This is a genomic window from Cyanobium sp. BA5m-10 (assembly GCF_024346255.1).
GTDB classification, from domain to species: Bacteria; Cyanobacteriota; Cyanobacteriia; order PCC-6307; family Cyanobiaceae; genus Cyanobium_A; species Cyanobium_A usitatum.
In genome coordinates, this window is record NZ_JAGQCP010000043.1 from 1 (window position 1) to 20,189 (window position 20,189).

Annotated in this window: 23 protein-coding genes and 1 tRNA gene; 10 read left to right on the forward strand and 14 right to left on the reverse strand. The window is 64.0% G+C overall.

Annotated features, from left to right (window positions below):
• Positions 1-1,686 (forward strand): peptidase domain-containing ABC transporter (locus tag KBY85_RS12495; RefSeq protein ID WP_254961820.1); only part of this gene is annotated, 1,686 nt, incomplete at its 5' end.
• Positions 1,686-2,828 (forward strand): HlyD family secretion protein, encoded by a 1,143-nt coding sequence (locus KBY85_RS12500; RefSeq protein ID WP_254932416.1) that lies wholly within the window; start codon positions 1,686-1,688, stop codon positions 2,826-2,828. The genes KBY85_RS12495 and KBY85_RS12500, both read left to right, overlap by 1 nt.
• A 35-nt stretch (positions 2,829-2,863) precedes the next feature.
• Here the strand turns inward: KBY85_RS12500 and KBY85_RS12505 are convergent, their stop codons facing one another.
• From KBY85_RS12505 to gcvT, 5 genes are all read right to left on the reverse strand, one after another.
• Entirely contained in the window at positions 2,864-4,483 is a 1,620-nt protein-coding gene (locus tag KBY85_RS12505) for a CTP synthase (RefSeq protein ID WP_254961822.1), read from the reverse strand.
• Positions 4,484-4,760: 277 nt separating this feature from the next.
• Positions 4,761-5,237 (reverse strand): Dps family protein, encoded by a 477-nt coding sequence (locus KBY85_RS12510; protein WP_254961823.1) that lies wholly within the window; start codon positions 5,235-5,237, stop codon positions 4,761-4,763.
• 45 nt (positions 5,238-5,282) lie between these two features.
• Entirely contained in the window at positions 5,283-6,212 is a 930-nt protein-coding gene (locus KBY85_RS12515; RefSeq protein ID WP_254961824.1) for an RNA polymerase sigma factor, RpoD/SigA family, read from the reverse strand.
• A gap of 71 nt (positions 6,213-6,283) precedes the next feature.
• Positions 6,284-8,110: an aspartate--tRNA ligase gene (gene aspS / locus KBY85_RS12520; protein ID WP_254961825.1), complete on the reverse strand. Its 1,827-nt coding sequence runs from the start codon at positions 8,108-8,110 to the stop codon at positions 6,284-6,286.
• A gap of 43 nt (positions 8,111-8,153) precedes the next feature.
• The gene (gene gcvT / locus KBY85_RS12525) at positions 8,154-9,266 is read right to left on the reverse strand and encodes a glycine cleavage system aminomethyltransferase GcvT (protein WP_254961826.1); all 1,113 of its coding nucleotides are present in this window, start codon (positions 9,264-9,266) and stop codon (positions 8,154-8,156) included.
• 112 nt (positions 9,267-9,378) lie between these two features.
• Here gcvT and KBY85_RS12530 point away from each other — a divergent pair, with 112 nt between their 5' ends.
• Both KBY85_RS12530 and KBY85_RS12535 read left to right on the forward strand, forming a co-directional pair.
• Positions 9,379-9,627 (forward strand): hypothetical protein, encoded by a 249-nt coding sequence (locus KBY85_RS12530; protein WP_254961827.1) that lies wholly within the window; start codon positions 9,379-9,381, stop codon positions 9,625-9,627.
• A 122-nt stretch (positions 9,628-9,749) separates the two neighbouring features.
• Positions 9,750-10,148 carry a Crp/Fnr family transcriptional regulator gene (locus KBY85_RS12535; RefSeq protein WP_254932481.1) on the forward strand — a complete coding sequence of 133 codons (399 nt, stop codon included), beginning with the start codon at positions 9,750-9,752 and terminating at the stop codon, positions 10,146-10,148.
• 13 nt (positions 10,149-10,161) lie between these two features.
• On the opposite strand, the gene speB is transcribed toward KBY85_RS12535, so the two are convergent.
• Positions 10,162-11,022, reverse strand: coding sequence for an agmatinase (speB, locus tag KBY85_RS12540; RefSeq protein WP_254932482.1), 861 nt, complete (start codon positions 11,020-11,022; stop codon positions 10,162-10,164).
• Positions 11,022-11,891, reverse strand: a complete 870-nt coding sequence (speE, locus tag KBY85_RS12545; protein WP_254932483.1) for a polyamine aminopropyltransferase — start codon at positions 11,889-11,891, stop codon at positions 11,022-11,024. The genes speB and speE overlap by 1 nt, the downstream gene beginning before the upstream one ends.
• A gap of 66 nt (positions 11,892-11,957) precedes the next feature.
• Here speE and arfB point away from each other — a divergent pair, with 66 nt between their 5' ends.
• Positions 11,958-12,410 (forward strand): alternative ribosome rescue aminoacyl-tRNA hydrolase ArfB, encoded by a 453-nt coding sequence (gene arfB / locus KBY85_RS12550; RefSeq protein WP_254932484.1) that lies wholly within the window; start codon positions 11,958-11,960, stop codon positions 12,408-12,410.
• A 68-nt stretch (positions 12,411-12,478) separates the two neighbouring features.
• Here the strand turns inward: arfB and mazG are convergent, their stop codons facing one another.
• The 3 genes from mazG to KBY85_RS12565 are packed head-to-tail and all read right to left on the reverse strand — an operon-like array spanning position 12,479 to position 14,724.
• Complete coding sequence (gene mazG, locus KBY85_RS12555; RefSeq protein ID WP_254961828.1) at positions 12,479-13,297, reverse strand: nucleoside triphosphate pyrophosphohydrolase; 819 nt, start codon at positions 13,295-13,297, stop codon at positions 12,479-12,481.
• Positions 13,294-13,794: a DUF2227 family putative metal-binding protein gene (locus KBY85_RS12560; RefSeq protein ID WP_106502659.1), complete on the reverse strand. Its 501-nt coding sequence runs from the start codon at positions 13,792-13,794 to the stop codon at positions 13,294-13,296. The genes mazG and KBY85_RS12560 overlap by 4 nt, the downstream gene beginning before the upstream one ends.
• A 3-nt stretch (positions 13,795-13,797) precedes the next feature.
• A complete protein-coding gene (locus KBY85_RS12565) occupies positions 13,798-14,724 on the reverse strand; it encodes a lysophospholipid acyltransferase family protein (RefSeq protein WP_254961829.1) in 927 nt (308 codons plus the stop codon).
• A gap of 21 nt (positions 14,725-14,745) precedes the next feature.
• Here KBY85_RS12565 and KBY85_RS12570 point away from each other — a divergent pair.
• A tRNA-Val gene (locus tag KBY85_RS12570) sits at positions 14,746-14,817 on the forward strand.
• Between the two features lie 26 nt (positions 14,818-14,843).
• Here the strand turns inward: KBY85_RS12570 and KBY85_RS12575 are convergent.
• On the reverse strand, positions 14,844-15,101 hold the full coding sequence (locus KBY85_RS12575; RefSeq protein WP_254961830.1) for a hypothetical protein: 258 nt from the start codon (positions 15,099-15,101) through the stop codon (positions 14,844-14,846).
• Positions 15,102-15,148: 47 nt separating this feature from the next.
• On the opposite strand from KBY85_RS12575, the gene KBY85_RS12580 reads away from it, so the two are divergent.
• Together KBY85_RS12580 and KBY85_RS12585 are read left to right on the forward strand one after the other, a co-directional pair.
• Positions 15,149-15,601, forward strand: a complete 453-nt coding sequence (locus KBY85_RS12580) for a protein phosphatase (protein ID WP_254961831.1) — start codon at positions 15,149-15,151, stop codon at positions 15,599-15,601.
• A complete protein-coding gene (locus tag KBY85_RS12585) occupies positions 15,598-16,224 on the forward strand; it encodes a 2OG-Fe(II) oxygenase (RefSeq protein ID WP_254961832.1) in 627 nt (208 codons plus the stop codon). Before KBY85_RS12580 ends, KBY85_RS12585 begins: the two co-directional genes overlap by 4 nt.
• Here the strand turns inward: KBY85_RS12585 and KBY85_RS12590 are convergent.
• Positions 16,215-16,478, reverse strand: coding sequence for a Nif11-like leader peptide family natural product precursor (locus KBY85_RS12590; protein ID WP_254961833.1), 264 nt, complete (start codon positions 16,476-16,478; stop codon positions 16,215-16,217). The genes KBY85_RS12585 and KBY85_RS12590 overlap by 10 nt on opposite strands.
• Before the next feature lie 202 nt (positions 16,479-16,680).
• On the opposite strand from KBY85_RS12590, the gene KBY85_RS12595 reads away from it, so the two are divergent.
• Positions 16,681-17,427 (forward strand): hypothetical protein, encoded by a 747-nt coding sequence (locus tag KBY85_RS12595; RefSeq protein ID WP_254961834.1) that lies wholly within the window; start codon positions 16,681-16,683, stop codon positions 17,425-17,427.
• Positions 17,428-17,429: 2 nt separating this feature from the next.
• Here the strand turns inward: KBY85_RS12595 and KBY85_RS12600 are convergent, their stop codons facing one another.
• Positions 17,430-18,674: a mechanosensitive ion channel family protein gene (locus KBY85_RS12600; protein WP_254961835.1), complete on the reverse strand. Its 1,245-nt coding sequence runs from the start codon at positions 18,672-18,674 to the stop codon at positions 17,430-17,432.
• The gene (locus KBY85_RS12605) at positions 18,671-19,870 is read right to left on the reverse strand and encodes an extracellular solute-binding protein (RefSeq protein ID WP_254961836.1); all 1,200 of its coding nucleotides are present in this window, start codon (positions 19,868-19,870) and stop codon (positions 18,671-18,673) included. Before KBY85_RS12605 ends, KBY85_RS12600 begins: the two co-directional genes overlap by 4 nt.
• 110 nt (positions 19,871-19,980) lie before the next feature.
• Here KBY85_RS12605 and KBY85_RS12610 point away from each other — a divergent pair.
• Positions 19,981-20,189 (forward strand): hypothetical protein (locus tag KBY85_RS12610; RefSeq protein ID WP_254961837.1); only part of this gene is annotated, 209 nt, incomplete at its 3' end.

Consider the following 20,189-nt stretch of genomic DNA (forward strand, 5'->3'; position numbering starts at 1 on the left):
TACCGCGGCATCCTCACCCAGGTGCTGATCGCCTCCTTTGTGGTGCAGCTGTTCAGCCTGGCCAACCCCCTGCTGATTCAGGTGATCATCGACAAGGTGATCAACCAGCGCAGCCTCGATACCTTGCAGGTGCTGGGCTTTGCCTTGGTGGTGGTGACTTTGATGGAGGGTTTGATCGGAGCCCTGCGCACCTTCCTATTCAGCGAAACCACTAATCGCATCGACCTGCGCCTCGGCGCCGAGGTGATCGATCACCTGCTGAGGCTGCCGCTCAATTACTTCGACCGCCGCCCCGTGGGCGAACTCGGCACCCGTATCGCTGAGCTGGAGAAGATCCGTAATTTTCTCACCGGCCAAGCGCTCACCACCCTGCTCGATACGGCCTTCTCGGTGATCTATATCGCCGTGATGCTGATCTACAGCTGGCTGCTCACCTTGATCGCCCTGTGTGTGCTGCCGATTCAGATCGGCCTCACCGTGCTGGGGGCTCCCCTCTTCCGCCGTCAATACCGCGATGCGGCCCAGGAGAACGCCCGCACCCAGAGCCACCTAGTTGAGGTGCTCACCGGCATCCAGACGGTGAAGGCCCAGAACGTCGAGATGATCAGCCGCTGGAAGTGGCAAGACCTCTACGGCAAATACATCTCCCGCACCTTTGAAAAAACAATCACCGGTACGGCCCTTAACGAAACCTCCCAGGTGCTGCAGAAGCTCTCCCAGCTGCTGGTGCTCTGGGTGGGTGCCTCTTTGGTGCTTTCCGGCGACATGACCCTGGGCCAGTTGATCGCCTTCCGGATCATCTCCGGCTACGTCACCCAGCCTTTGCTGCGGCTCTCTTCGATCTGGCAGAGCATCCAGGAGCTCAAGGTTTCCTTTGAGCGCCTTGCCGATGTGGTCGACACCCCGGAGGAATCAGACGAGGCTGATAAGCAGAAGATTCCTCTGCCGCCCATCGCCGGCGAGGTGCGCTTTGACGACCTCTGCTTCTCCTTCACCCCCGGCGGGACCCAGGTGTTGCGTCACATCGACTTCACCATCGCCGCCGGCACCTTTGTGGGGGTGGTGGGTCAGAGCGGTAGCGGTAAGAGCACCCTCACCAAAATGCTGGCACGCCTCTATTCACCAGGTAGCGGCAGGATCCTGATCGACAACTACGACATCGACAAAGTTGAGCTTTACTCTCTGCGGCGCCAAATCGGCATCGTGCCCCAGGAGCCCCTGCTATTCACTGGCACGGTGGCAGAGAATATTGCCCTCACCGATCCCGATGCCAGCAGTGATGCGATCGTGCAGGCGGCACGTCTGGCCTGCGCCCACGATTTCATCATGGAGCTTCCTGCGGGCTACAGCAGCACTGTGGGAGAACGCGGCGCCGGCCTTTCCGGCGGCCAGCGGCAGCGGCTGGCCCTCGCCCGCACCCTGCTCTCCCAGCCCCGGCTGCTGGTGCTCGATGAAGCAACTAGCGCCCTCGACTACGACACCGAGCGCCGCGTTTGCGACAACTTGCTCGACAACCTCAAGCACTGCACCGTTTTCTTTATTACCCACCGGCTCTCCACCATCCGCCGCGCCGAGCTAATCGTGATGATGCACGAAGGAGCCATCGTGGAAACGGGCACCCACGATGAGTTGATGGAGCGCCGCGGTCGCTATTACGCCCTTTACCGCCAGCAGGAGGTCAACTGATGTCGATTGTGCGCCGCGCCCAAAACGCTATTGAGCGCCGGGTTCAGACCAGCCATGAGGAGATGGCGCTGCAGCAGTCGCGCTTTTTAGCGCGAGCTATCACCTGGGCCTTGCTGGGCACCACAGCTGCTGGCCTGGCCTGGCTTGCCTTAGCCAAAACCGACGAGGTGGTTGTCGCCTCTGGCAAGCTCCAGCCGATCGGCGATGTCAAAACCATCCAAATGCCGGTGGGCGGTGTTCTGGAAACCATGCTGGTCAAGGACGGTCAGCGAGTCAGCCAGGGCCAGGTGCTGCTGCGCCTCGACAACGAGGCCACCATCGACCGTCAGGCGAGTTTGCGTACCACCATCACCGCTAAGAAGGCCCAGCTGCGTCTCAAGGAGGTGGAGCTGGCTCGCTATCTCAACCTCAACGACACCGAGCAGACGGTGACGCGCCAGAACCTCGTGCTTGAAACCGAAATCCTGCAGCGGCTTGAGGGCCTCAAGGCAGTTGGGGCCTCTGCGGAGTTGCAGTATTTGCAACAGCGCAACAAGGTGCGTGAGGTGGATGGCGAGATCGCCAAGCTCAAGGTAGATCGCCTACGTCAAATTGCGATCATCGAGCAGGCTCTGGAGCAGATCAAAGGCGAGCTTGCCGATCTAGGCAGCAAGCTCACTGAGCTGCAGGTCAATATCCGCTACCAGGATGTGCGTTCCCCGGTGGATGGGGTGGTGTTTGATCTCAAGCCCACGGGCCCTGGCTTTGTTGCCCAAGGTAGTGAGCCGGTCATGAAGATTGTTCCCTTTGATGCGCTCCAGGCCAAGGTGGAGATTGAGAGCAGCGATATTGGTTTTGTGCGAGTTGGTCGCCCTGCCGATATCAGCATCGATTCCTTCCCTGCTACCGATTTCGGCGTGCTGCTTGGCAACGTTAAGGGCATTGGCTCCGATGCTTTGCCCCCAGATGAGCGCAATCAGACCTATCGCTTCCCAGCCACGATTGCACTCGATACTCAGCAGCTAAAGCTGAAATCTGGCAAGAGCCTGCCTTTGCAAGTGGGCATGTCACTTACGGCCAATATCAAGCTGCGCAAGGTAACTTACCTGCAACTTCTGCTTGGAGAATTTAAAGATAAAACAGACTCTCTTAAGCAAATCTAGTTAATTTCGGTTGCCAAGTTGGTTTGGTGAAATAGTCAGTCCTGATGAGCTTGGTTGGGCAGGCGCTGCTGGGCGGCCTCAATCAAGCCGCGAAATAGGGGGTGAGGCTTGCCGGGGCGGGAGAGAAATTCTGGGTGATATTGGCAGGCTGTGAAAAATGGGTGGCTCTGTAGTTCGATTAATTCAACTAAGCGGCCGTCTGGCGAGGTGCCGCTGATTGTGTAGCCCGATTCGATGAAGAGGCTGCGGTAAGCGTTGTTGAATTCGTAGCGGTGGCGGTGGCGTTCGTATACAACTTCGTCGCCATAAAGGCGATGAGCCATCGTGTCTGCAGCTAGCCGGCAGGGGTAAACGCCCAGTCGCATCGTGCCGCCCAGATCAACTACGTCCTGTTGCTCAGGCAGTAGGTGGATCACCGGATGGGGCGTGTCGGCATCAAGTTCGGCGCTGGTGGCACCGGCCAGGCCCGCCTGGTTGCGGGCCCACTCGATCACGGCGCACTGCATGCCTAGGCACAGGCCCAGGAAGGGCACCTGCTGTTCCCGTGCCCAGCGGATTGCAGCCACCTTGCCGTCCACACCGCGGTTGCCGAAGCCGCCGGGCACCACCACCGCATCCATGCCGGCCAGCAGGGCTTCTGCGCCCTGGCTTTCAAGCTGCTCGGCGCATACCCAGTGCAGATCAAGCGAAGCATCCCGATCCAGGCAGGCGTGGCGTAGGGCCTCCACCACCGATAGATAGGCGTCGTTGAGCTGCACGTACTTGCCCACCAGCGCCACCTTCACCGCCGGGCCGGGGTGGCGCAGTTTGGTTACCAGCTCCTGCCAGCGGGCCATGTCACTTTCAGCGTTGCTGAGCTGCAGCACATCGAGCACCTCGCGGCAGAGCCCCTCCTGCTCCATCGCCAGCGGCACCGCGTAGATGCTGTCGGCGTCTAGGGCTTGGATCACGGCCCGCTGCGGCACGCCGCAGAAGCCACCTATCTTGCGGCGCAGCTCGTCGCTCACGGGCCGGTCGCTACGGCACACCAGCACATCGGGCTGGATGCCGATTGAGCGCAACTCCTTCACCGAGTGCTGGGTGGGCTTGGTCTTGAGCTCGCCCGAAACGCCAATGAAGGGCAGCAGGGTGACGTGCACATAGGCCAGGTCTTGGCGGCCCACATCGCCCCGGAATTCGCGTATCGCCTCAAGAAACGGCAGCGATTCGATGTCGCCCACCGTGCCGCCGATCTCGCCAATCACCACGTCCGCATTGCTGTTGGCGGCTACCCGATGGATGCGCTCGCGGATTTCGCGGGTGATGTGGGGGATCACCTGCACGGTGCCGCCGTTGTAGTCGCCGCGGCGCTCCTTGTTGATCACCGACTGGTAAATCGAGCCAGTGGTCACGCTGTTGAGGCGCGACATGGCGGTATCGGTGAAGCGTTCGTAGTGACCCAGATCCAGATCGGTCTCGGCGCCGTCCTCGGTGACGAACACCTCACCATGTTGGTACGGGCTCATCGTGCCCGGGTCCACGTTCAGATACGGGTCGAGCTTGAGGATCGAAACGCTGTAGCCGCGGCTCTTGAGCAGGCGCCCCAGGCTGGCGGCCACGATGCCCTTGCCGATGCTCGACACCACGCCGCCGGTGACAAAGACGAACTTGCTCATATCCCGGTAGCTGACCCTTCAATGTACCGGGCCTTCCAAGGCTCCCTTGCGCCTGCGGGGCCTGGCTGGGTTCGGCGGTCACGCCCGCTGCGCGGGCAACACCGCGCTCACCGCAGCCAACCCCACAGGAGCCACATGCCTTCTTGGTGCCTGGTTCGGGTGTTGAAAGGCTCGGCCGGGCCTGCGGAGGCTCGCTGGTCTGCTGGTGCCGCTGCGGTGAGGCCGGTATGGCCCGCGCAGCGGGCGCCGACCGGCCGATCCCAGCGGCACCAGCGGATTACGCCTCCAGCAGGCTGCGCAGCATCCAGGCGGTCTTCTCGTGGATCTGCAGCCGCTGGGTGAGCAGGTCGGCGGTGGGTTGGTCGTTGGCCCCATCGGCGGTGACCATGACGCCGCGGATGGTGCGGGCGACCGCCTCGTGGCCGAGGACCAGCTCGCGCACCATCTCCAAGGCTGCCGGGATACCCTGGCTTTCGGCGATTGAGGAGAGCTGGCCATAGGTGGCGCCGCCAAAGGGGGCCGGGCAGCCAAGGGCGCGGATGCGCTCGGCGATGGCGTCTAGGGCGTTCCAGAGCTCGGTGTACTGCCCCATAAACATCAAGTGCAGGGTGTTGAACATCGGCCCGGTGACGTTCCAGTGGAAGCCGTGGGTTTTGGCGTAGAGCACGGTGCTGTCGGCCAGCACGCGGCCCAGGCCTGCGGCGATCTCCAGCCGCTGGGCTTCCGGGATGCCGATGTCAATGTCGGTTGCCATGGCGACTTATCCGTAGTGACTTCGTTTTAGCCCGGATTGCTTGGGTTAGTCGAGGCTTCCCAGATAATCCTTCACGCGGCAGCGATTCTGGGGTTGGCGCAGTTTCAGCAGGGCCCGAGATTCGATCTGCCGCACCCGCTCCCGTGAAAGCTGCATGGCAGCGCCGATTTCAGTCAGGCTGCGGGGAGTGTCGTCTACTAGCCCGAAGCGTTGACGGATCACCTCGGCTTCGCGGCTGCTCAGGTCTTCAAGCAGGGCCTCGAGGTCGTTGTGCAGCTGCTCGCGGGCGAGTTCCTGCTCAGGTGTGCCGTGGCCATCTTCCAGCAGATCGCCGAGCTGCATATCGTGTTCCTTGCCCACTCGGGCCTCCAGGGAGACGGGTTTGGGCAGCTGCAGCAGGGTTTCGCGGATCAGCGCTTCGCTGAGATTCAGCTCCTGGGCGATTTCAGCCACGCAGGGCAGGCGGCCAAGCCGGGCGCTGAGTTCACGCTGGGCCCGTTTAATTCGGTTGAGCTTCTCGGTGATGTGCACCGGCAGCCGGATTGTGCGGCTCTGGCTGGCAAGGGCCCGGGTGATGCCCTGGCGAATCCACCAGTAGGCGTAGGTGCTGAAGCGAAACCCCCGGGTCGGGTCAAAGCGCTCCACGGCCCGCTCCAGTCCCAAGGTGCCCTCCTGGACCAGATCCAGCAGGTCCATGCCCCGGCGCTGGTACTTCTTGGCCACTGACACCACCAGTCGCAGATTGGCCTGGATCATCCGCTCCTTGGCCCTTTTGCCGCGGTGCAGGGTCAGCCGTCGCTCTTTGTCGGCCAGTTCGTCTTTGTCTGGATCGCCCTCGCGCAGTAGCTGTTCTCGCCGCTGCACCAGCCGGGCCAGGGTGAGCTCCTGCTCCTGGGTAAGCAGGTCCACCCGACCGATGTCCTGCAGGTAAAGCCGCACCGGATCGGTGCTGGTGGGAGTGTGGGGCACGCCCAATGGATTAGTGGTACTTCACCGTTGCTGCGCTGGGCAGCTGCGGCGCCAAATGCCCCGTTTTGTTTTGGCTTTCAGTTTTCGTCTTCTTCGCTCCAGGTGCTGGCCACATGCAGCTCGTCTAGTTGTTTGGTGGCCACACCGCCAGGCGCGCCGGTCATCAGGCAGCGGGCCTGCTGGGTCTTGGGGAAGGCGATCGTGTCGCGGATCGATTCCTCGCCCGCCAGCAGCATCACGATCCGATCTACGCCGTAGGCCAGGCCGCCGTGGGGTGGGGCACCCATGTCGAGGGCGTCCATCAGGAAGCCGAACTGCTGGTTGGCCTCCTCCAGGGGCAGACCAATGGTTTGCAGCACCTGGCGCTGCAGGGCCGAATCGTGAATGCGCAGCGAGCCGCCGCCCAGCTCGAGGCCGTTGAGAACCAGGTCGTAGGCCTGGGCGCGGGCCGTGGGCAGGGTGTTGGCCCAGGCGGCGGGATCAGTACCCAGATCGGCGCTGTTGGGGGCACAGAAGGGATGGTGCAAGGCATCTAGGCGGTTTTCGCCGGAGTTGAACTCAAACATCGGGAAATCCACCACCCAGAGGAAATTCCACTGGTCGTTGTCACGGTCGGCCGGCACCAGGCCAAGCTCGCGGGCCAGAAATTGGCGCACTCGATCGAGGGCCTTATTCACCGTGGCGGTATCGCCGGCGCCGAAGAGCAGCAGGGTGCCGGGGGTGGCACCGGTGCGGGCCAGCAGTTCGGTTTTTTTGTCTTCTGTGAGGTTGTCCTTGATAGCGCCGATCGTGTCGATCTCGCCGCCCTCGCGCACGCGGATGAAGGCCAGGCCGCCTGCCCCAGCCTTCTGAGCCTCGCTGAACACATCGCCGCCGGGCTTGATGCGCACGTTGCTAATGGCGTCGTTGCCACCAGGCACGGCGATGCACTTCACGGAGCCGCCGGCGGCCACGGCGCCGCTGAATACCTTGAAGCCCATGCCGGCCACTAGGTCGGAGACGTCGGTGAGCTCCAGGCCGTAGCGGGTGTCGGGCCGGTCGGTGCCGTAGCGCGCCATCGCCTCGTGCCAGGTGAGGCGCGGGAAGGGACGGGGTAACTCCACCCCTTTCACGGCCTTCCAGATCGAGGCGATCAGGGCCTCGTTGAGCTCCAGGATCTGCTCCTGGTCCATGAAGCTCATTTCGATGTCCAGCTGGGTGAATTCCGGCTGGCGATCGGCCCGCAGATCTTCGTCGCGGAAGCAGCGGGCCACTTGGTAGTAGCGCTCCAGGCCGCCCACCATCAGCAGCTGCTTAAACAGCTGGGGCGACTGGGGTAGCGCAAACCACTCACCACCGCACACCCGGCTGGGCACCAGGTAGTCGCGGGCGCCCTCGGGGGTGGAGCGAGTGAGCACCGGGGTTTCCACCTCGATAAAGCCATGGTCTTCAAGGAAGCGGCGCATCGCCTGCACGGTGCGGTGGCGCAGGCGCAGGTTGCTGTTCATGCGCTCGCGGCGCAGGTCGAGGTAGCGGTGGCGCAGCCGCAGCTCTTCGCGGGTGTTCTCCTCGTCGTGCACCGACACGGGGAAGGGCAGGTTGCCCTTCACGGCGTTGAGCACGGTGATGGCGCTGGCCAGCACCTCGATGCGGCCGGTGGCCAGTCGGTCGTTGATGGCATCGGCGGGTCGCTCCCGCACCTTGCCGGCCACCTGAATCACCGTTTCGTTGCGCAGGTGCTCCGCTATGGCGAACATCTCGGCGCCATTGTCGGGATCGACAGTGATCTGCACGCTGCCGCTGCTGTCGCGCAGGTCGACAAAAATCACGCCGCCGTGGTCACGACATCGGTCTACCCAGCCGCAGAGCTGCACGGCCTGGCCGCTGGCGTCGTGACGCAGGTCGCCGCATCCGTGGCTGCGCATGCTGAGATCCGGAGTGAATGGGCGATTGTCCCACCCGGTGGCGTCAGCGCTTGTAGAAGGGACGCTTCACCACCAGCGCTGGCTCGGCCTTGCCTCGAATTTGCACCGCCAGCTCGGTGCCCAGCTTGGCGGCGCTGGCTGGTACGTAAGCCAGGGCGATCGCTTCTTCGAGGCTGGGTGACCAGCTGCCGCTGGTGATGTGCCCCACCGGCTCACTAGCCACTGGAGCCCCGGCAGCCAGCACCGGGTAGCCATGGCGGGCGATGGCGCGGCCCTGCAGCTTCAATCCCACCAGGCGCCGCTGGACCCCCGCGGCGCTTTGGCGCTCCAGCACCTCGCGACCAATGAAGGCTTTGGGCATTTCCAGGTGCACCAGCCAGCCCAGGCCGGCCTCCAGGGGTGTGGTGTGCTCATCCAGCTCGTGGCCGTAGAGGTGCATGGCCGCTTCCAGGCGCAAGGTGTCGCGAGCGCCGAGGCCGCAGGGGCTGACGCCGCTGGCCAGCAATTTGTCCCATAGGAGCAGGCCGTCTGGCCGGTTCAGCAGCAGTTCGAAGCCGTCTTCACCGGTGTAACCAGTGCGGCCCACAAAGGCGCTGGCGCCAGCCAGCTTCAGCTCCCGGTGGCCGAAGCGGGGCAGGCCGCTCAGGTCGGTACCCGCCAACTCCTCCAGCCGGGCCGCCGCCTCCGGGCCCTGCAGGGCCAGCAACACGCCATCGCTTTTGCGATCTTCAACATGGATGCCAAGGGGCTCCAGCTGGCTGCGGATCCAGGCCGTGTCGATTGCGGCGCAGGCGGCATTGATCACCAGCAGTAGTTCGTGGCACTGGCCATCCGCCTGCCAGCCGCGGTCGTAAACGATCAGGTCGTCGCGGATGCCGCCCCGCTCGTTGAGCAGCACTGAGTAGCAGGCCTCGCCGGGGCCAATGCGAAACAGGTCGGTGGGCACCAGAGCCTGCAGGGCTTCTTTGGCGCCTGCGCCCCGCAGGGTCAGCACCCCCATGTGGGAGATATCGAAGATGCCGCAGCGGCGCCTTACGGCCTGGTGCTCTGCCACCAAGCCCTCAAATTGCACAGCCATCTCCCAGCCGGCAAAGGGCACCATCCGGCCACCCGCGGTTTGGGCGGCTTCAAACAGAGGGGTGCGGATTAAACCCATGGCCGGATCCTATGCAGGCCTGCGGAATCAATAAGGAACCTGGAAGATTCGCTGTATTCGATACCACTTTGACCAAACGTCCATAACTTAAGAGACCAGATCTCTCCCTTGGATGGGTCAGCGCCCTTGCTGCTGCAGCTGCCGCCATTGCGCCCCACCCAGTGGCGCTGAATTCGGCTGGTGTCAGCTGCGCCAGTTGCCGATCCATCCCGAATTGGCGCTGGAGCTGTGGTGCCACCACTGGACGGCCCGGCCGCCGCGGCTGCCTGCGATTAATGCGGCGCCAGCAGCTGGGGGGACACCAGCACCAGCCCAGCCGAACCAGCAGCTCAGCCTTGAATCAGCCTTTGGCAAAAGCTAAAGCAAATCCGTAATTTGTCCCGGTTTTGGGGCCTATTTGGCTTTTGTGCTCGCCATAGCTAGGCGCCCGGGGCGGTATAGCTCTATTAAGGGCATGTGGTTTCGATTAGGGGGTGGAGGAGCATGGTTGCTTCGGTAACGATCACGACTTCGCTGGAGCTGCTGGCGGCTCAAGTGGATTGCGAAGTTCTCACCCTGCCCACCGGCTCCAAGGTGTTTTCCAGGGGCTCCCGGGCCGACTCGATTTATGGGATGCGCCGCGGCATCATTGAAGTGATAGGCGAGAGCGGCGAGAGGCTTTGCTATCGCCCCGGAGAGCTGTTTAGCTATCAAGACATCCTTTGGCGCGACGGCATTTATCGCAACGAAGCCGTGGCCCGTACCCCTGTTGAGATCCTGCGGCTCGATCGCCTGCGCTTCCTCAACCTGCTGCACAACCACCCGACTCTGGCGGTGTTGCTGATCAGCCAGCAGCACGAGCGCCTGCGTGAGCAGCGCACCAGCGGCACCTGCTGCTACTGATCGGCTTTCGGCATTAACGGTCGAGCAGAAACAGCAGGCTGCGCACCACCTTGGCGGCCAGCACGCTGCTCACGCCGGTGGCATCCAGCATCGGCGCCAGCTCCACCACATCGGCGGCCACCAGGTTGTGGTGGCGCAGCTCCTCCACTAGGGCTGCGAAATCCCGCCAGAGGAAGCCGCCGGGCTCCGGGGTGCCGGTGCCGGCCATCACCGCTGGATCAAACCAATCCAGATCCACTGTGAGATAGAGGGGCTTGCCGCGCAGGGGTTTCAGGCTTTCGGCCATCCGCTCAATGGCCACCAGGCGGCCGCTGCTCCTCAACTCGCTGAATTCTTCGCGGGTGCCGCTGCGGATGGCGATCTGCAGCAGCTGCTGGCTGGGCAGCACCTCCAGGCAGCGGCGCATGGCGCAGGCATGGCTGTGGTGGGCGCCGAGCCATTCCTGGCGCAGGTCGGCGTGGGCATCGAGCTGCACCAGCACCAGATCGGGGTGCCGGGCCGCCACGGCCGCCACTGCGCCGGAGCTGATCGAGTGCTCGCCACCCAGCATCAGGGGCTTCAGCCCCAGGGCCAGAACGGCTTCGGTGGCGGCCTTCACGGCCGCCACCACCGGCTCGGGGGCGCCGAAGGGGATCTCCACCGCGCCGAGGTCGGCGATGGCCAGCTCCTCCAAGTCGCGATCGAGCTGGGGGCAGTAGCTCTCCAGGCCGCTGCTCACCTCGCGGATTGCCGCCGGCCCGAAGCGGGTGCCGGGGCGGAAGGAGGTGGTGCCGTCGTAGGGCACGCCGAACAGACCCACCCGGCAGCCGGCGGGGTCGCGCTGGCTGCCCATGTAAATGGCGCCGTCTTGGTCAAAGAGATCCGTTTCAAACATCAGCCCAGCTCCCGCTCGATGGCGGCGGGCACAGCATCAAAGGCGCCGCGCTGCCAGCGGGGGGACCAGATCTCACAGCCACAGTCGACGGCCGCGGCGCGGGCGGGATCCGGCTGCAAATAGCGACGGCCGTCTGTGGCGGCGAACGTCCAGCTCCACCAGCCGCTGGGATACATGGGCACCCAGCCATACAGCGGATCGGCGTGGCCGAACACCTCACGGATCAGCTTCACCGTGTCGATATGCACCTGGCGGAAGGCCTCGGGTGATTCGCTCTGGGTGGCGAACACGCCGCCGGGCCGCAGGATGCGGCGGCAGTGCTCGAAGAAGGCGCGGTTGAACAGGCCCTCGGCCGGGCCGGCGGGGTCTGAGCCATCCACGATCACCACGTCGTAGCTGGCTTCAGGGGCATTGGCGGCCCAGGCGATGCCGTCGCCAACGGTGAGGTGGAAGCGGGGGTCAATCCAGCAGCCGCCGCCGATGCTGGGCAGGTACTGCTGGCTCCACTCCACCACCAGGCCGTCGATCTCCACTAGGTCGAGGTGCTGCACGCCGGCGTGGCGCAGGCACTCGCGGGCGGTGCCACCATCGCCGCCGCCGATCACCAGCACCCGCTCGATGCTCGCCGCGCTGCAAAGTGCCGGATGCACGATCGCCTCGTGGTAGTGCCGCTCCTGGCGCTCGGCAGTCATCCAGCAGCCATCGAGCAGCAGGCCCTTGCCGTAGCGCTGGCTGTCGATGATCGTCACCTTCTGGAAGGCTGAATCCTGTTCGGCGACCACCGTGCCCTCCAGGCCGTAGCGCACGCCGTCGAAGACCTCGTCGATCCAGCCCATTGCCAAAATTTCGCAGTCTCCAGCCTTGCGCATCGCCGGTGTGTTGGCCGTGACAGGCTCATTTCCTGGCTCCCCTGATTTCCTGGCTGCCCTGAATCCATGGCTCCCCTGCGACCCACGGCGGATCTGCGGCTGACCCCAGCGCTGGTGATCGGCGCCGCCGAGCTGGCCTGGCGTTTTTCTCGCTCCTCCGGCCCCGGCGGCCAAAACGTGAACACCACCGATTCACGGGTGGAGCTGGTGTTTGATCTGGCGGCCTCTGCGGCGCTGCCGCCCACGATCAAGGCCCGGGCCCTGGGGCGACTGGAGGGAAAGCTGGTGGAAGGTTGTGTGGTGATTGCGGCAAGTGAGCACCGCTCCCAATGGCAAAACCGGGTGGCGGCCCAGCGGCGCCTAGTGGAGCTGCTGCAGGAGGCGATCAAGCCGCCACCACCACCGCGTCGGGCGACTCGGCCCACCCGTGGTTCAGTGCAGCGGCGTCTGGCGGCCAAGAAGCAGCGTGGTGCGATCAAGGGGCAGCGGGGGGCCCGTACTCAGCTGCCGGAGGACTGAGGTGTTGGCTGGGTGTCCCTAAATCTGTACAGGTTGTACGGAACTTGCGAGGCTGTTGCGCTCAGGGCTTAGCAGCCTGGCGTTGGCGTGTTTTCAGCGCGTATCTCGGCTTTGGCCTGTTGCCAGAGGCCTTCGAGCTCGCCGATGCTGCGGCCCTTTAGGTCGCCATCCAGGGCTGCTTCCACCCGGGAGAAACGATCGAGGAAGCGGCTGTTGGTGCCCGCCAGGCCGGCTTCCGGTTCGATGCCGCACCAGCGCGCCACGTTCACCAGGGTGAACAGCACGTCGCCCAGCTCTTCCTGGGCATGGCGGCGATCCCCGGAGGCCACAGCTTCCTTGAGCTCGTCGAGCTCCTCGTGCACCTTCGCCCACACCCCTGCCATGTCATCCCACTCGAAGCCGGCCGCGGCGGCTTGCTTGGAGATCGTCATGGCACCGGCTAGGGCTGGCTGGCCGCGAACCTTGCCGGCCAGCCGATCGCTGAGCGGGCTGGTGGAGGCGGGTTGGGGTTTTTCTGCGGCCTTGATCTCCTCCCAGCTGGCCGGCTCGCCACCACCAAACACATGGGGATGGCGTCGCACCAGCTTGGCGCTGATGCCTGCAGCGATCTGGGCCAGATCAAAGCTGCCTGCCTCGCTGGCGATCTGGGCGTGGAGCACCACCTGCAGCAGCAGATCGCCCAGTTCCTCCGCCAGGTGGTGATCGTCGCCCGAGCGGATCGCATCGGCCACCTCGTGGGCCTCCTCCAGCACGTAGGGCACCAGGGAGGCGTGGGTTTGCGCCAGATCCCAGGGGCAGCCGCCCTCGGGGTCGCGCAGGCGAGCCACCACGGCGATCAGCTCAGCTAGGGCCTCAAGGGGGGCTGGGGTCTGGGTTTGGGGGTTCATCGGCGGCGGCGGCGGCGCAGCAGGCGGGGCAGGCGCGGCATCGGGTCGCCATCTTGGATCAGGTGCAGCCAGCTGCTGGCCTCCAGGCCCACCAGGGCGGCCAGCAGCAGCGGACGCTCGCCCTGCCAGAGCGCCTGGGCGGTGGCCAGGAGCTGCTGGGGTGCTGGCCCACCGAGGGGTTGCAGCAGCAGGCAGCTCACCAGCAGCAGCGCCGCCAGGTAGGCCAGGCGCCCGCTGGTGCCCAGCAGGGGACTGTGGGAGATCAGGGAGCGATGGCGCAGCAGGTTGCGGTAGGGCCACCAGAGCAGCCGCAACGGTCCCCAGCGGCGGGTGGGGTTGGAGCGGGTGTCGAGGTCGGGGGAGAGCAGCAGGCCACCTAGCAGAAAGCTCAGGCCGGCCACGCTCACCCCCGCTAACCCCAGCCAGGGCCACCACAGCAGCCCAAAGGGGAGGCTCAGGAGCCAGGTGGCTCGGTCGTGGCTGCGGCCGCTGGCCATCGATCAGCGCCCGGGTGGGCCGATGGGCCGCAGCCGCTCACCGCTGCCATCGCCCGTTCGCCAGCGCCGGTTGATCCAGTAGTACTGCTTCGGATAGGCCTGGATCAGGGGTTCGTGCCAGCGGGCTACGGCGGCAAGCTGGTCGCTCAGGGCAGCGGCACCCTGGCCGGGCCATAGCGGTGCGCCAAAGATCAGCCGAAAGTGGCCGTTGGCTTCCCGCACCTGGGCCACGGGAAACAGGGGGCAACCCGATTTCTGCGAAAGGGCCGCAGGCCCTTTGACGAAGTTGGTGCTCAGGCCGAGGAAGTCGACCTGCACTTCGCTGTTGCGGCTGTAAAGGTCGGTCATCACCACGAGGCTGCCGCCGCGATGTAGGCAGCGAAACATTGACCTGGCATCGGCCTGGGGAATCCAGTTGCAGTAGCTGTTGGCCTGGCGGGCCCGGTTGAGCAGCTCGTCGCTGTATGGGTTGCGGGCGGGGCGGTACACGACAGATGGGGTGTCCAGCTGTTCGCTCAGCCAGCGCAGCCCCAGATCCCAGCAACCCAGGTGCAGCGATCCCACGATCACCCCCTGGCCCTGGCGATGCAGCCGCAATAGTTCGTCGAGCCCCTCCCCCTCAGCGCTGATCAAGCAGGCGTCAACCGGTTGGATGATCGATTCGAGGCAGGAGAGAAAAAAGCTGTTGATCGACTGCTCGGCGATGGCTTCCCGCTCGCCCTGGCTGAGCTGCTCGCCATAGACCCGCGTCAGGTTGGCGATCGCCGTGGTGTGGCGCCGCCGCAGCCAGGGCCTGGCTAGCCGGTGGGCTTGGGCAATGCCGCGGCCCATGCTGCTGTGGGAGCGCCCCCGCAGCACCAGCAGCAGCAGCCGCACCCCGAGGGCCTCCAGTTGCCAGCGCAGCTTGCGTTGAAGTGGGGCCTGAGCCATGGGGTGTATTTTGCCTACACCGCGCGATTAGCTCAGCGGTAGAGCGCCTGCCTTACAAGCAGGATGTCGCTGGTTCGAACCCGGCATCGCGCATTTCTGGGGCGCTCCATATGGGGGCTTCAGCCTTCTGGGAACAGCAGGCTGGCGAGTTCGTCGGCATCTACGTCGTAGACACGGGCGAGGCTGGTTTCGATGGCGCTGGTCACTTCGCCGGGCAGAAAGCGCATGGCGTTGAGGGCGTCGTCAGTGATCTCGTCGGTGAGCAGGGTTTCTTCGCCGCCGAGCTTTTCGTCGTTGATCACCGCCATTACCCAGCTCTGGTAGGCGTAAACGAGATCGCTGAACTCCAAATCGGGGTCGTTGAAGTCGAGGGCCATGGGTGGGGCAGTCGCATGCCCGTGCAGTCTGCCGGCAGCTGGGCAGGATGGCAGGCATGAATGCCATCAACCTGCAGGCAACCCTGTTTGATTTCGCCATTGGCGAGTTGGTGCGGCAGCACCGTGATAGCTTTCAGCCGCTCTGGACAGCTGATAGCTGGGCCAAGCTGCTGATCTGGTTGGCGCTCAATTGCGGTTGCAGCGGTGATCGTGACTCGCTGGAGGCCTATGCCGAGGCGCTGGGGCCAGGGCTCACCGGCCGCATGCGGCGAGTTTTCTTTGAGCGCGAGCTGGAGGATTTGGAGCTGCGAGTGCTTGCCGATCCCGCCGAGCCCCAGGTGTTGGTGCTGCCCCTAGGGCCTGCTGGCCCCCTGGATCATGGGCGGGTGGTGGAGGCTCTGGAGCGGCTGGGTCTGCTGGCAAGGGTCGCGGCGGAGCCGCAGCGCTGGCAGCAGTTGGAGGCGGCCCTGGCCCTTCCCTGGCAGGAGCTCTCCCGATGAACCTGCTAGCTACCTATCGCAATGCCGGCTTCGAGGCCCTCGCCGATGGGGTGATGGCCTTTTATGAGCGGCGCGTTGACCTGCGGCGGCCCGGGGTGGCCTTTGGCCCTGGCGGCAAAACTGAGCCCGCCAAAATTTCCACCGATATCAGCCTGGTGGCCATCGACCGCTCCGATCCTGAGGCCTTCGCCCTGGCGGAGGTGATCCTGCGCGGCGTAACGGCTGGGCTGGAGCGCTACCTGCAGGAGCGTGGCCTCTTTCGCCAGTGCTGCCCGGAGCAGGAGCTGTTTGTGAATCCGATCTTCAACCTGCAGCGCTACGCCCCTGGTGAGGGTTTCAAGCACTGGCACTGCGACTGGACAATCAGCGACGAGGCCACTGAACCGGTACACAGGGTGCTGGCCTGGATCCTCTATTGCAACGACGTGCCCAACGGAGGCACCGAATTTCATTGGCAGGATCACCACGAGCCGGCTGAGCGGGGCAAGCTCGTGATCTTTCCGGCTGGCCCTTCCCACATCCACCGAGGCAGGGTCAGCGAGGAGCACACCAAAACGATCGCTACCGGCTGGATCAATGCCGGCAGCTATCAGAGCTACCTGGGCCGGCTCGCTCAGGCCTGATCGGGGCGCTCCCAGGTCTTGGCTGCCCATAGCAGCTCTCCCATGTCCCAGCCGAGGTTGTCGAAGTTGCGGACGGACATGGCGTCGTCGCTCTCGAGCAGCAACTGGGCGAAGCCCTTCACCAGCGCAGCAGGTTCGATGGTCAGGCCTGCCTGAGCGCCCACCGCAGCCAGGTCAGCCGCCGTGGTGGCACTGCGCAACTGGCGTTGCAAATCTTCATTGGTGCGGATCGCGACCAGGAAGGCTTCAATCATGGTTTTGCAGAGATTTAGGGGTTAAGGCGAAGTAAAGGCGCAGAGCGGCGAGCCCCTGCTTGTGTTCTGCAACACCCTCTGAACGGAGACGAAGACTGTAATTGTTACCTAAATGGAAAAAAACTTGAAGTTTGCCCCGCGTCAAAATAAGAGGTTGCCTCTGATTAGGTTTTCAGCCGCCAGACTTAGGCGCTTGCGAAAGGTGCGTGGCGTCTTTTTCCAGGTTCTTGTGCTTTGTGGCATCAAAGTTGCGGTTCACTTCTTCGGTCTTGAGCGATTAAGTATTAATCCGCTGTTTTCGGCGATGGTTGCCTCGACGATCTTTTTATTGGGCTTCTTGTTGAATGGTGTGCTCACTGATTTTAAGGAAAGCGAGAAAATACCTGCCGAACTAGCAACCTGTCTTCAGACGCTTAATTTGGAGGTTCGTGCAATTCAGGTCTATCACCCCGAGATCCAGATTGCTGCAGCCCTCGCCGCGCTAACTGGGCTTGGCCAGTCCTTGCTGGATTGGTTGAAGGAGCGGATTACTACAGAGCAAATGCTGGCGCGCCACACTCAAACCCATGCAGACGTGGTGCGTGTTGCGGTGCATTTCAAGGGCGACGCATCTACGTTGAGGGGAAGGCTTATGCAGGATTTAGCGGTAATACTTGCCAAGGTCAATAGAGTGCAGACCATACGCGACACTACATTTGTGCCTCTTGTTTATTGGATGGCGGACATTGCTGCAGTGCTTTTGTTCGCGGGCTTGGTGATGGCGAGAGCGGAAAGCCTTCCAGAGTCTGTCTTTTTTCTTGCTGTAATTTCCTTTATTGTTATTTTACTCCTGCGCTTGATTGATGATATCGACAACCCTTTCGGGCTGTCTGACTTGGATTCGGCAGAGGATGTATCGATTGAGCTGCTGGAAAAAACAGTAGATCGCCTTAGGACTGCTGCTAAGTGAATTTATTGGTTTGATGGCGCTCCGGGTGGCCATTGCATGGAATATTCCACATGCTGTGGGAAAGGAATTTCAATGCTGCTATCGCGGAAGGCCCGCCAGATCGCCTGATTCACCTCGCTGCAGATGCCCACGTTGTCCATCGGGTTGGCGATCCAGAAGCGCAGGCAGTAATTAATAGCGGAGTCGCCGTAGTTCAGCAATAGGGCTTTGGGTGCTGGCTGGGGAAGCACCCGTGCAACTTCGAGAGCTGTGGCCTCGAGTAGAGCAATCACTTCTACTGGGTTGTGGTGATAGGCGGCGCCAATGCTTACCTGGCTGCGGCGCATGCGGTCGCTAGCGGTGTAGCTGGTGGCCGCCTGCGTGAAGAAGGTCTGGTTCGGGATTAGCAGCTCGGCATTGTCACGATCACGCCAAAGCAAGGTTGCACGCAGTCCAAGACTTCGAACTTCACAGGGATCGCCATCGAGCATCAACACTTCTCCTGGGCGCACGGAGCCCTCGAACAGCAGCCAGATGCCGCTGATGAAGTTGGAGAACACCTCCTTGATGCCGAAGCCAAGGCCCACTGACAGGCCACCTGCCACGGCGATCAGGGCGGTGGTGTTGAGGCCCAGCTGCACCCCCACGGCCACCAGGCCCAAGCCCACCACGGTGTAGCGCAGCATCAACTCCAAGGCTTTGCGGCTGCCATCGCTGGATGGCAGGACCCGTTGCACCAGCCAGGCCACGCCCGTTGCAGGTGGCCCCGAGCCCACCAGCACCAGGTAGGTGATCAGGGCGGCATTGAATAGCTTGCCCGCATCGACGGGCACACCCAGCATGCTGCCCAGGGGGGCCACGGCCAGATCATTGATGCTGTCGACGGAGGTGATCAGCATCAGGGCCGCCAGCAGCAGATAGCCAGGTCGCAGCAGGCGGCTCTCGAGTTGCCGCGCCGTTTTCGCGCCGAGGCAACGTTGCAGCAGCGGCTGCAGCTGGTTGAGGCCGTACCAGCCCAGCCAGAGCACTCCCAGCTGGCCGCTGAGTCCGTAGGGCAGCCCCAGGAGGGCCAGCAGCAGGCAGCTGGCCGCCAGCACCACAAGCGCCAGGGGGGTGAAGGCCCGTGGCCGCAGCTGGCGTAGCCAGTTTCGGCGCGCCGCAAACCGCCGCAACACCATCAGCCCGATCGCCACAGCCAGTTGCAGCAGAACGGTGGGCCGCTCCAGATAGCCCAGCCAGCCCAGCACCTCCAGCAACAGCTCTCTCATGGCCGGTTCCGCAGGATTGCGACCAGCCTCTGGCCGGTCGTGGTGGGCTGCATCTCTCCAAACACCAACGTGGTGAGCAGGGTCTGGATCTCGGCCATTCGGGGATCGTTGCTGTGCATCAGCTCCTCCAGGGTGTTGGTTTGGCTGCCCTGCTGGGCCGAGGTCACCATGGCGCTGAGCACTGTCGAGCTGCTCACCGGCACCCTCACGAAGCGGTTGGCCGGCAGCACCACCTGGGAGCCCAGGGTGAGACTCCTCTGGCTCAGGGGGTTCACGCTGAAGCGGCTGAAGGCCAGGGCCCGCTCGCGGCTGCTGCGGCTGGCATTGGTGCCGAGGGCCAACACCCGCAGCTTGTTGATCGGACTCGCATCACCCCACTCGCCGCCCGGCAGGAGCGCCACCCCGAGCCCATCCCCCAGAGCTTTGCGCAGCCGCGGTATGGACGCGCTGCGGCAGGGGAACCAGTCGAGGCGGCCCGCCTGGAATTCCGCTTCAGCCGAGGCCTGGCTGGCGTAGAAGGTGACGCGCTGTTGGATGTTGGCGTTTTGCAGCCAGGTGAGCCAGCGCTCGATCGCCTGCTGCTGGGCCCAGCTGGGTTGCCTGCCGGCTGCGGCTGTATTGATGGCGTCGACCGCACCAAGGCTGCCGACTGTCCAGAAGAGGTTGTAGTCCTCCATCGAGAGGCCCACAGGATGGCCCTTGGCACTCGTGTCAAGCAGCTGCTCCAGGGTGGCTGGCGCGGTGGGCAGTCGCCGGCGGTTGAAGCAGGCCAGCTGGGTTTCCACCAGCAATGGCAGCCCGGCGAGATCTCCGGAGGGGTTGCGCAGCCGATCGAGCACCTGGGGATCGAATGGGTTGAGATCCACCCCTGTTTGTGGGTAGGGCGCTATCACTCCTGCGTTCAGCATCCGCACGGCTGCGTCCCCGTTGAGGAGCAACAGATCGGGGCCCAGCCCGGCCAGGTTGCGGCGCCGGATCGCCCACTCCAGCTCTTTCTCGGGGTAATGACTGAACTGAAAGCGGGTGTTGGGGTGGAGCTGGCGGTAGCCAGCCTCCAGCCCGCCCAGCCGCTGCAGGGTGTCGGCGCGCAGCCCGGCGTCGATCCTCTCGTCGGGGTTCACCTCCACCCCGAGGTAAAGCTCGTTGGGCAGCCCATCGCCAGCGCCGCAACCGAGCAGAAGCAGCGAGGCCAGCACGGGTACGCAGCGCGATGCCACCCGTCGTGTCGCCTGTGAGGGGGCCCGGGGATGCGGCATTGCCTTGCTCTACGGCTTAATTATCCCTGGCCTCAGCCCGTTTTGCGACCATGGCCCGAGTGCCTGCCGCCACCGCCGTGACCGAGCTGTCTGCCCCAGCCCCTGAAGCGGCCCTGCCCAAGACCTACGACCCAGTGGGCACGGAAAGCCGCTGGCAGCACGCCTGGGAGAGCAGCGGCGCCTTTCACCCGGATCCTGCGGCACCGGGTGAGCCTTTTTCTGTGGTGATTCCGCCGCCAAACGTGACCGGCAGCCTGCA